10 protein-coding genes are annotated in these 10751 nt (G+C 61.1%); 6 read left to right on the forward strand and 4 right to left on the reverse strand.

The window, feature by feature from the left end; all coding sequences use genetic code 11:
- The first annotated feature begins 3 nt into the window (after positions 1 to 3).
- Entirely contained in the window at positions 4 to 1467 is a 1464-nt protein-coding gene (locus BLU76_RS13705) for a glyceraldehyde-3-phosphate dehydrogenase (RefSeq protein WP_063322177.1), read from the forward strand.
- A 99-nt stretch (positions 1468 to 1566) separates the two neighbouring features.
- Here BLU76_RS13705 and BLU76_RS13710 read toward each other — a convergent pair whose 3' ends face one another.
- Positions 1567 to 2865 carry an MFS transporter gene (locus tag BLU76_RS13710; protein WP_092223095.1) on the reverse strand — a complete coding sequence of 433 codons (1299 nt, stop codon included), beginning with the start codon at positions 2863 to 2865 and terminating at the stop codon, positions 1567 to 1569.
- A gap of 70 nt (positions 2866 to 2935) precedes the next feature.
- Here BLU76_RS13710 and BLU76_RS13715 point away from each other — a divergent pair, with 70 nt between their 5' ends.
- Together BLU76_RS13715 and sthA are read left to right on the forward strand one after the other, a co-directional pair.
- Positions 2936 to 3985: an FAD:protein FMN transferase gene (locus tag BLU76_RS13715; RefSeq protein ID WP_371856974.1), complete on the forward strand. Its 1050-nt coding sequence runs from the start codon at positions 2936 to 2938 to the stop codon at positions 3983 to 3985.
- A gap of 346 nt (positions 3986 to 4331) precedes the next feature.
- A complete protein-coding gene (gene sthA, locus BLU76_RS13720) occupies positions 4332 to 5726 on the forward strand; it encodes a Si-specific NAD(P)(+) transhydrogenase (RefSeq protein ID WP_003183399.1) in 1395 nt (464 codons plus the stop codon).
- Positions 5727 to 5768: 42 nt separating this feature from the next.
- Here the strand turns inward: sthA and BLU76_RS13725 are convergent, their stop codons facing one another.
- Positions 5769 to 6491 carry a glycerophosphodiester phosphodiesterase gene (locus BLU76_RS13725; RefSeq protein WP_003199672.1) on the reverse strand — a complete coding sequence of 241 codons (723 nt, stop codon included), beginning with the start codon at positions 6489 to 6491 and terminating at the stop codon, positions 5769 to 5771.
- The gene (locus BLU76_RS13730) at positions 6488 to 7084 is read right to left on the reverse strand and encodes a PilZ domain-containing protein (RefSeq protein ID WP_092148363.1); all 597 of its coding nucleotides are present in this window, start codon (positions 7082 to 7084) and stop codon (positions 6488 to 6490) included. Before BLU76_RS13730 ends, BLU76_RS13725 begins: the two co-directional genes overlap by 4 nt.
- A 94-nt stretch (positions 7085 to 7178) precedes the next feature.
- Between BLU76_RS13730 and BLU76_RS13735 the strand changes: the two genes are divergently transcribed.
- The 3 genes from BLU76_RS13735 to BLU76_RS13745 all read left to right on the forward strand — a co-directional run bounded on the left by BLU76_RS13735 (position 7179) and on the right by BLU76_RS13745 (position 10428).
- Entirely contained in the window at positions 7179 to 8429 is a 1251-nt protein-coding gene (locus BLU76_RS13735; RefSeq protein ID WP_003199675.1) for a lipoprotein-releasing ABC transporter permease subunit, read from the forward strand.
- Positions 8430 to 8436: 7 nt separating this feature from the next.
- Complete coding sequence (lolD, locus tag BLU76_RS13740) at positions 8437 to 9120, forward strand: lipoprotein-releasing ABC transporter ATP-binding protein LolD (protein WP_162843734.1); 684 nt, start codon at positions 8437 to 8439, stop codon at positions 9118 to 9120.
- A 63-nt stretch (positions 9121 to 9183) separates the two neighbouring features.
- Positions 9184 to 10428: a lipoprotein-releasing ABC transporter permease subunit gene (locus BLU76_RS13745; RefSeq protein ID WP_063322170.1), complete on the forward strand. Its 1245-nt coding sequence runs from the start codon at positions 9184 to 9186 to the stop codon at positions 10426 to 10428.
- 71 nt (positions 10429 to 10499) lie between these two features.
- Here the strand turns inward: BLU76_RS13745 and BLU76_RS31685 are convergent.
- A partial coding sequence (locus tag BLU76_RS31685; protein ID WP_218190241.1) for a hypothetical protein occupies positions 10500 to 10751 on the reverse strand: 252 nt, incomplete at its 5' end.

A 10751-nucleotide genomic window follows, 5' to 3' on the forward strand; every position in this document is an offset into this window, starting at 1 on the left:
TACATGTGGAAGGTTACCGTGACTCAGAAGCCCGACCAGTGTCTTGGTGAATGGATTGATCGTGAAGCTCTCGCAGAAGCGATGATCCCTCTCATCGGTCAGCTCTACCGCAATAACAACGTGGTGAGCTCGATCTATGGCCGCAGCCTGATCAACCAGTCTGTCATCGCGATCCTCAAAGCCCATCGCTTTGCTCGCCACCGTTCTTCCGACGACAGCGAACTCTCCGTCCACGAAACATTCCCCCTGCTCAAAGCCATGAGCGAGCTCAAGCTCGGCGCGGCTTCGGTGGACCTGGGCAAGTTGGCGTTCAAATTCCGCAGCGAAGGCAATGGCCGTAGCGCCGAGCAGTTCGTTCGTGAAGAGATGGCCGATGTGGTTGGCCAGCAGAACGCTTCGCCTCGCAAAGGCACTGACGTGGTCCTGTACGGCTTCGGTCGTATCGGCCGTCTGCTGGCGCGCATCCTGATCGAAAAAACCGGTGGCGGCGACGGCCTGCGCCTGCGGGCCATCGTGGTGCGCAAAGGCGCCGAGAACGACCTGACCAAGCGCGCCAGCCTGCTGCGTCGTGATTCGGTCCATGGTTCGTTCAACGGCACCATCATCATCGATGAAGAAAACAACACCATTCTCGCCAACGGCAACCTGATCCAGGTGATCTACGCGAAGAACCCGACCGAGGTCGACTACACCCAGTACGGCATCAAGGACGCACTGCTGGTGGACAACACCGGCGTATGGCGTGATGCCGAGGGCCTGGGCCAGCACCTGGCCTGTCCGGGCATCGACCGCGTCGTGCTGACCGCGCCTGGCAAGGGCAAGCTGAAGAACATCGTTCACGGCATCAACCACGGCGACATCACCGCTGACGACAAGATCGTTTCCGCGGCTTCCTGCACCACCAACGCCATCGTGCCGGTGCTCAAGGCGGTGAACGACAAGTTCGGCATCGTCAACGGTCACGTTGAAACGGTTCACTCGTACACCAACGACCAGAACCTGATCGACAACTTCCACAAGGGCGACCGCCGTGGCCGCAGCGCCGCGCTGAACATGGTCCTCACCGAGACCGGTGCCGCCACCGCCGCTGCCAAGGCCCTGCCTGAGCTGGCTGGCAAGCTGACCGGCAACGCGATCCGTGTGCCGACGCCGAACGTGTCGATGGCCATCCTCAACCTGAACCTTGAGAAAGCCGCCACCCGTGAAGAGATGAACGAGTACCTGCGCTACATGGCGCTGCACTCCGACCTGCACAAGCAAATCGACTTCGTCAATTCCCAGGAAGTGGTGTCCACCGACTTCGTTGGTTCGCGCCATGCCGGCGTGGTCGACGCTGAAGCGACCATCGTTCAGGACAACCGTGTTGTGTTGTACGTTTGGTACGACAACGAGTTCGGTTACAGCTGCCAGGTGGTTCGCGTGATGGAAGACATGGCAGGTGTAAACCCGCCAGCGTTCCCGCGCTAAGCCTTAGCCGCACATGAAAACGCCCCGACTTGTCGGGGCGTTTTTGTATCTGGAGGTTTTGTGTTGAGTGGCTCGGCCTCTTCGCGAGCAGGCAATCTATCAGGCGCCGCCCACCACCGAAGCTTGCGCAGTCCGCAACTCATGACGGTTGCCCTTGAACAACACCAGGGTGGCAATCAACCCCAGCACCGCCGCCCCACTGAGCCATATCCCCGGTGCGGCCTTGTTGTCCAGTACGTGAATCAGATAAGTACAGGCCGCTGGCGTAAACCCACCGAAGGTCGCGGTTGCCAGACTGTAGGCCAGGGAGAAGCCGGTGGTACGCACTTCGAGCGGCATGATTTCGGTCAAGGCGACGACCATGGCGCCGTTGTACGATCCATACAGGAATGACAACCACAATTCCACGATCAGCAAATGGCTGAAGCTTGGATTCGCTACCAACCAGGACAGCGCCGGGTACGCCGTCAGGATCGCCAGGATAGTCGCGCCGAGCAGCAGGGGTTTACGTCCGACCTTGTCGGAAAGCGCCCCCATCACGGGCAGCCAGAAGAAATTCGACAAGCCGATGCAGACCGTGACCAGTAGCGCATCCAGGTCCGACAGGTTCAACTCGGCCTTGCCGAAGGTCGGTGTGTAGGCGGTGATCAGGTAGAACGATACGGTGGTCATTACCACCAGCGCCATGCCGGACAAGACAATGCCGAAGTTCTGACCGATGGAGCGGACAATTTCCGACAGGCTGGGGCGATGTTTTCTCGCTTGGAACTCAGGTGTTTCTTCCAATGAGCGACGGATCACGAATATCGCCGGCACGATCATGCAGCCCACCAGGAACGGCACGCGCCAGCCCCATTCGCCCATCTCCTGGGGACTCAGCCAGTGATTGAGGCCGACCCCCAGCAGGCCGGCAAACACCACGGCAGCCTGTTGGCTGGCGGACTGCCAACTGACAAAGAACCCTTTGCGCCCCGGCGTGGAAATTTCTGCCAGGTACACCGATACACCGCCCAGCTCAACACCGGCGGAAAAGCCCTGCAGCAATCGCCCCAGCAGCACCAGCAGCGGTGCCGCCACGCCGAGGGTGGCGTAACCCGGCACACAGGCGATAAGCACCGTGCCGGCGGCCATCATCGCCAGGGTGATGATCAAGCCTTTGCGACGGCCGTGGCGGTCGATGTAGGCGCCGAGAAAAATCGCTCCGAGGGGGCGCATCAGGAACCCGGCACCAAACGTGGCCAGGGACAGCATCAGCGAGGCGAATGCACTGTCGGCGGGGAAGAACGTCTTGGCGATGGCCGTGGCGTAGAAGCCATAGACCATGAAGTCGAACATCTCCAGGAAGTTGCCGCTGACAACGCGAAAAATCGCCTTGCCGTTGCTCGTTTGGGAAGACATGTGTAGGTACTCACTCTGGCAAATCTTGTATGGAGGCACTGCGTCCCCTGTGGGAGCGCTGGAGTTCATAATGGCGGTCGCGGTTTTGAGGGGAGATGAAGATTTGTTAACTGGACGATGGATTGGCCTTGTGGTGCTGGCCGGCGTGTTGTCGGGTTGCGGCAACGGCGACACCCTGGAGCGCTTCGATGGCCCGACCATGGGCAGTCATTATTCGATTCAGTACGTCAGACATTCTGCCGGGCCCACTGCGAAAACGGTGCAGGCCGAGGTGGAAAACATCCTTGCCGAAGTGGATCGGCAACTCTCAACCTATCGCAGCGACTCGGACATCGAGCGTTTCAACGCGCTGCCGGCCAATAGCTGTCAGGTCATGCCTGGCCCGCTCCTGGAGTTGGTCGGCGTAGGTGAGCAGTTGTCGGTTCAAAGCGACGGCTCCTTCGACCTGACTGTGGAACCGCTGCTGAACCTGTGGGGCTTCGGTCCTCAGTCTCGCGAAGAAAAAGTACCGACCGCCGAAGCCTTGGCCTTGGTGCGCCAGCGCGTCGGTCATGGTCATTTGCGCATCGAGGGCGACCGGTTGTGCAAAGACGCGGCAGTGGAAGTCGACTTCAACAGTATCGCCGCGGGTTATGCTGTCGACCGCATCGCCGCCAGGCTCCAGGCCCTGGGCATCGACAGTTACCTGGCCGAAGCCACCGGCGAACTCAAGGCCGTCGGGCGCAAACCCGATGGTTCGGCCTGGCGTATCGCCCTGGAAGAGCCCCGGGACGACCGGCAAGTGGCGGAGCGTGTCATCGAGGTCAACGGCTACGGGGTTTCCACCTCGGGCGACTACCGTAAGTATTTCGAGCAGGGCGGCAGGCGTTATTCCCACACTTTTGATGCCCGCACCGGTGCGCCGGTCCTACATGACCTGGCGTCCGTCACGGTGATTCATCCTTCAGCGTTGATGGCCGATGGACTATCGACGCTGTTGCTGATTCTCGGTCCTGAACGGGGTTGGGACTATGCCGAAAAGCACGGCATCGGGGTATTTTTTGTACTGCGCGATGGCAATCGTTTTGTCTCCCGTACCAACGATGTGTTTGAACGGATCAGTGGTGGAAAAACCCAATGATGACAGCCTTCAGGATGCAGGCGACCTGTGGCGAGGGAGCTTGCTCCCGCTTGAGTGCGAAGCGCTCACAAAAATGGGTCTGCTGCGCAGCCCAGCGGGAGCAAGCTCCCTCGCCACAGTGATTTGGGCAAGCTCCGACAGCGTTTTGAAAGCGTAGGTGTGGCGAAATAGCGCAGGCAAAACTAGCCTACGACGCGACCAAGGGGTAATGTGCGCGGCGTTGACGCTTCTATAGACTGTGGCCGGGCTCGTGAACCGGCCCCAAATTGTTCCTTCATGCCGCGGGCCGGCATGATTTAGCCGTCGGCGCCAAGTGTGGTGCCGCGGCCTGTTCTGAGGAGTACGCATGGCTGTCTACAACTACGACGTGGTGGTACTGGGTTCCGGCCCGGCGGGGGAAGGCGCGGCAATGAACGCGGCCAAGGCAGGGCGCAAGGTGGCGATGGTCGACAGTCGTCGGCAGGTCGGCGGCAACTGCACCCACTTGGGTACCATCCCGTCCAAGGCCTTGCGTCACTCGGTCCGGCAGATCATGCAGTTCAACACCAACCCGATGTTCCGTGCCATCGGCGAACCGCGTTGGTTCTCCTTCCCGGACGTGCTCAAGAGCGCCGAGAAGGTGATCTCCAAGCAGGTGGCCTCGCGCACTGGCTACTACGCCCGCAATCGCGTTGACGTGTTCTTTGGCACCGGCAGCTTTGCTGATGAGCAGACCGTCGAAGTGGTCTGCGGCAACGGCGTGGTCGAGAAACTGGTGGCCAAGCACATCATCATCGCCACCGGCTCGCGCCCGTATCGCCCGGCCGACATCGATTTCAACCACGCGCGTATCTACGATAGTGACACCATCCTGAGCCTGGGTCACACCCCGCGTAAGCTCATCGTCTACGGCGCTGGCGTGATCGGTTGCGAATACGCCTCGATCTTCAGCGGCCTGGGTGTGCTGGTGGAACTGGTGGATAACCGCGGCCAGTTGCTGAGCTTCCTGGACTCGGAAATCTCCCAGGCCCTGAGCTATCACTTCAGCAACAACAACATCACCGTGCGCCACAACGAAGACTACGACCGCGTGGAAGGCGTCGACAATGGCGTGATCCTGCACCTCAAGTCCGGCAAGAAGATCAAGGCCGACGCCTTGCTCTGGTGTAACGGTCGTACCGGTAACACCGACACCCTGGGCCTGGAAAACATTGGTGTGAAGGTCAACAGCCGCGGCCAGATCGAAGTCGACGAAAACTACCGTACCTGTGTACCGAACATCTACGGTGCCGGTGACGTGATTGGCTGGCCGAGCCTGGCCAGTGCCGCCCACGACCAGGGCCGTTCGGCCGCCGGCAGTATTGTCGACAACGGCAGCTGGCGCTTCGTCAACGACGTACCGACCGGGATTTACACCATTCCGGAAATCAGCTCGATCGGCAAGAACGAGCAGGAGCTGACCCAGGCCAAGGTGCCGTATGAAGTGGGCAAGGCCTTCTTCAAGAGCATGGCGCGGGCGCAGATCGCCGGCGAGCCGCAAGGCATGCTGAAGATCCTGTTCCACCGCGAGACCCTGGAAGTACTGGGCGTGCACTGCTTCGGCTACCAGGCGTCGGAGATCGTGCACATCGGCCAGGCGATCATGAACCAGCCGGGCGAATTGAACACGTTGAAGTACTTCGTCAACACCACGTTCAACTACCCGACCATGGCCGAAGCCTATCGGGTAGCTGCCTATGACGGGCTCAACCGGCTTTTTTGAGCGGCTCCGGCCGGTGGCCTGAGCCGGCCGGGGAGACCGATTTCAGCAATTCTCGAGGGTGGCAGTGGCCAAACCGGGAAAGTCTGTAATCAGGCTGTCAGCGCCAAAATCGGCGAGCCTGCGCATCAGCGCGGGCTCGTTGACGGTCCACACCGACACATGCAGCCCCTGGCGTTGCGCCTTGATCAGGCGTTCCGGCGTGCACAGGGTCCAGTTCAGCGCCAGAATCTCGCAGCCGTAACTCTGGGCGACCTTCAACGGGTCGAGCCAGGCGTATTCGGCCACCAGTCCGCGGGAGATGTCCGGGGTCAGGTCCAGGGCTGCCTTGAGCACTTCCCGGGAACTGGACGTGATGGTGATTTTGTCCAGCAGCCCGAAGCGCTGGGCCATTTCGCGAATGCCCAGCACCGTCGCGGCGGCGCGGGTGCGCGAGGCGCTTTTGACCTCCAATTGCCAGTGCTCGAAATCACACTTCTCGAACAGCTCCTCCAGGCGTGGGATCGGGCACGGCTTGATCCAGCCCGGGCCACCCTTGCGCGCATCGTAGGTCACCAGCTCGGCGGCGGTATGCTCGACCACCTTGCCCCGGCGATCGGTGGTGCGCTTGAGGGTCGGGTCGTGGATCACCATCAACTCGCCGTCCATCGAAAGGTGCAGGTCCAGCTCGCAACGGCGTACGCCGTGCTTGAGGCACTCCTGAAAACCGGTCAGGGTGTTTTCCGGCGCTTCGCCCTTGGCGCCGCGGTGGCCATAAATGAGGGTCACGGTTCTTCCTTATTGATACCTGAGTCGTTCTGTTCCCGGGCCAGGCGCCGCTCTTGCGCCTGTTTCTGCAGGATGTAGCGGGCCAGCAACTGGCGCTGGGCGTCGGTCGGGCGTTCGAACTCGGTGCCCACGTCGAAGCCATCGCCCTTTGGGTCGCAGTGGGTGACCCGCGCCCGCAGCAACAGACCGAGGGCTTGCGGCATCAGCACCAACTTGATCGACAAGTGGGTGCCGGCCGCGATCGGCGTGGGGTGTTGGAAGTCGACGCCGCCTTCGGAAATGATCACCGGTTGCGGTTCGCCGATTTCGCCGAGCACCGTCAGGGCGATGACCTGGCTGAGCAGGTCGATGCGTTTGTTCATTGCCTTGAGGTATGCCGCGATGCTGCGTTCGCGCTCGCTGATCTGGCGCAGCAGGTGCTGTGACTCGAATTCGCTCAGGTGCAATTCACTGAGCAGATTGAACAATGGAGAAGCATCCTGCAACACTTCCTGGCCAGCAGCTTCAGGAATGGACAGGGGCCGAATTTCCAGTGCGATCGTGTCCTCGATACGGTAGTATTCGCGGCGATCTTCTTCATCTAATGTCGACATGGCGAACCCATGGTAGCGGCGGTGGTCTGAGTGTAAAGCTGGTTTGTGACCCCCGCCACAAGGACGTTCCTTTTCCCTCCGAACAAGCCCCGACATGTTCAGACCTCTCTTCGTATTTATCGGCACGCGTTATACCCGTGCAAAGCGTCGCAATCATTTCGTATCGTTCATTTCCCTGACGTCCATCATCGGGCTGGCCCTTGGCGTGGTCGTGATGATAGTCGTGCTCTCGGTGATGAACGGCTTCGACCATGAGATGCGCACCCGCGTGCTGGGCATGGTGCCCCACGCGACCCTCGAGTCCGGCGAAGCCATCAGCGATTGGCCGAGCCTGGCCGCCAAGGTCAAGCAGAACCCGCAGGTGCTGGCCGTGGCGCCGTTCACCCAGATGCAAGGGCTGCTGACCAACGACGGCAAGGTGTCCAAAGTGTTGCTCAATGGCATCGACCCCGGGCTCGAGCGGCAGGTGTCGATCATCGACAACTTCATGCAGCAGGGAAAACTCGATGACCTGGCGCCAGGCAGTTTCGGCATCGTCATCGGCGACAAGGCCGCGGCCAAGCTCGGCGTTGCCATTGGCGACAAGCTGACCTTCGTCGCCCCGGAAGTCACCGTGACCCCGGGCGGCATGTTCCCGCGCATGAAACGCTTTACCGTGGTCGGCATTTTCCATGTCGGCGCTGGCGAGCTCGATGGTTACCTGGGCGTCACCAATCTCCAGGACCTGGCGCGCCTGCATCGCTGGAAGCCGGATCAGGTCCAGGGCCTGCGGTTGAAGTTCGATGATCTGTTCCAGGCACCGCGTGTGGCGTGGACCATCGCCCAGCAACTCGGCGAAGATCGTTACTACGCCCGGGACTGGACCCGTACCCACGGCAACCTGTACCAGGCGATCCGCATGGAAAAAGCCATGATCGGCCTGCTGCTGTTGCTGATCGTTGCCGTGGCGGCGTTCAACATCATCTCCACGCTGGTGATGGTGGTGAACGACAAGAAGGGCGATATCGCGATCCTGCGTACCCTTGGCGCCACGCCGGGGCAGATCATGCGGATCTTCATGGTCCAGGGCACGGTCATTGGCGTGATCGGTACGTTCGTCGGCGCCCTGGTCGGGATGTTCGCCGCGCTGAACGTCAGCGCCGCGATCGCCGCCCTCGAAGGCCTGATCGGGCACAAGTTTCTCAACGCCGACGTGTACTTCATCGACTACCTGCCATCGCAATTGCAGGCCGATGACGTGTTGATGGTCTGCGGCGCCGCGTTGGTCCTGAGTTTCCTCGCCACCCTGTATCCTGCCTGGCGTGCCGCGCGCACCCAGCCTGCGGAGGCGTTACGTTATGAGTGAGTCGGGCATGAGTGAAAAAGCAATCTTGAGTTGCCGCAACCTGGGCAAATCCTACGAGGAGGGCCCGGAGTCGGTGGTGGTGTTGTCGGGCCTGCAGCTGGAGCTGCATCCTGGCGAGCGCGTGGCGATTGTCGGCACCTCCGGGTCGGGCAAGAGTACCTTGCTCAACCTGCTGGGCGGCCTGGATACGCCAACCGCCGGCAGTGTCTGGCTGGCTGGCGAAGAGCTTTCGGCGCTGAACGAGAAAGCCCGTGGCCTGCTGCGCAACCGTTCCCTGGGCTTCGTCTACCAGTTCCACCATTTGCTGCCCGAGTTCACCGCGCTGGAAAACGTCTGCATGCCGCTGTTGATTGGCCGCACGGCGATTCCTGAGGCCCGTCAGCGCGCCACGGCGTTGCTGGAGCGGGTAGGGCTGGGGCATCGCCTGGAGCACAAGCCGGCCGAATTGTCCGGTGGTGAACGCCAGCGCGTGGCGATTGCCCGGGCCTTGGTCAACAAGCCTGGGCTGGTGATGCTCGACGAGCCGACCGGCAACCTCGACTCCCACACCGCCCAAGGCATCCAGGATTTGATGCTGGAGCTCAGCACGTCGATGCGTACCGCGTTCCTGGTGGTGACCCACGACATGAACCTGGCCCGGCAGATGGACCGCGTCCTGCACTTGCAGGAAGGTTGCCTGACGCCCATCTGACCGACCGAAACCCGGTGTTTGTGACGAACGCCGGGTCTTTTATTTTCATACGGTGCCCCGCGAATGTTCAGACCGTTATCGATCTTCATCGGCACGCGCTATACCCGCGCCAAGCGCCGCAATCGCTTTGTTTCGTTCATATCCATGACCTCGATGATCGGCCTCGCCCTGGGTGTGCTGGCGATGATCGTGGTGTTGTCGGTGATGAACGGCTTCCAGCGCGAAATGAGCTCGCGCATCCTCGGCATGGTGCCCCACGCCACGATCGTCGGCGTCAATCCGATCGACGACTGGCAACCGGTGGCCGCCGCGGCGCTGAAAAATCCTGAAGTCACCGCTGCGGTGCCATTCACCGAAATGGAGGGCATGCTCAGCCATAAGGGCTCGATGCAGCCGATCCAGATCAGTGGCGTCGATCCGGCCCAGGAAGGCAAGGTGTCCATTGTCGCCCAGCATATCGTCCAGGGGCGTCTGGATGCCTTGAAGCCGGGCGAGTTTGGTGTCGTGATCGGCGAAATCACCGCCCGGCGTTTTCGTCTGAACGTCGGCGACAAAATCACCCTGATCGTGCCGGAAGTCAGCACGGCCCCCGGCGGCATCACCCCACGGATGCAGCGGCTGAATGTGGTGGGTGTGTTCAAGGTGGGCGCCGAGCTGGACGGCTCCATGGCGCTGATCCACCTGGCCGATGCCGCACAGATGCAGCATTGGCAGCCGAACCAGGTACAAAGCGTGCGCCTGGCGGTGAAGGACTTGTACGCGGCGCCGAAGGTCTCCGGTGACATCGCCACCAACCTTGGCGCGGCCTACAAGGCTGACGACTGGACACACACCCAGGGCAGCCTGTTCAGTGCCATGAAAATGGAAAAAACCATGATCGGCTTGCTGCTGCTGATGATCGTTGCGGTGGCGGCGTTCAACATCATCGCCACCCTGATCATGGTGGTGAACGACAAAGGCGCGGACATCGCGATCCTGCGCACCATCGGCGCCACGCCGCGGCAGATCATGGCGATCTTCATGGTCCAGGGTACGGTGATCGGCGTTGTCGGTACGCTGATTGGCGGCGTGCTGGGGGTGATCGCGGCGTTGAACGTCAGTGCGCTGGTGGGCTGGCTGGAAAGGGTCAGCGGCCAGCACATCTTCAGTTCCGACGTGTACTTCGTCAGCAACCTGCCGTCGGAGCTGCAGCGTGGGGACGTGGTGCTGATCTGCTCGGCCGGGTTCATCCTGAGCTTCCTCGCCACCGTGTACCCGGCGTGGCGTGCGGCGAAGATCGAACCGGCGCAGGCGTTGCGGTATTCCTGATACCCCGTGAAGCCCCCGTGGCGAGGGAGCTTGCTCCCGCTGGGCTGCGCAGCAGCCCCTCTCAAGCTCACTCAATCAACCTGATCCACCGCGTCGCCGGGTTTTAGGGCCGCTTCGCGCCCCAGCGGGAGCAAGCTCCCTCGCCACGGGAATTGGGCATGGCGCGGGTTAAGGGAATGCCTCGAATCAGTGTCAGTTTCAAGAGCAAATCGGTTGGTCGACCGGGATGCTTTTGAGCTTTTGAGCTTTTGAGCTTTTGAGCTTTTGAGCTTTTGAGCTTTTGAGCTTTTGAGCTTTTGAGCTTTTGAGCTTTTGAGCTTTTG

This window comes from Pseudomonas sp. NFACC08-1 (assembly GCF_900106735.1).
Lineage (GTDB): Bacteria > Pseudomonadota > Gammaproteobacteria > Pseudomonadales > Pseudomonadaceae > Aquipseudomonas > Aquipseudomonas fluorescens_Q.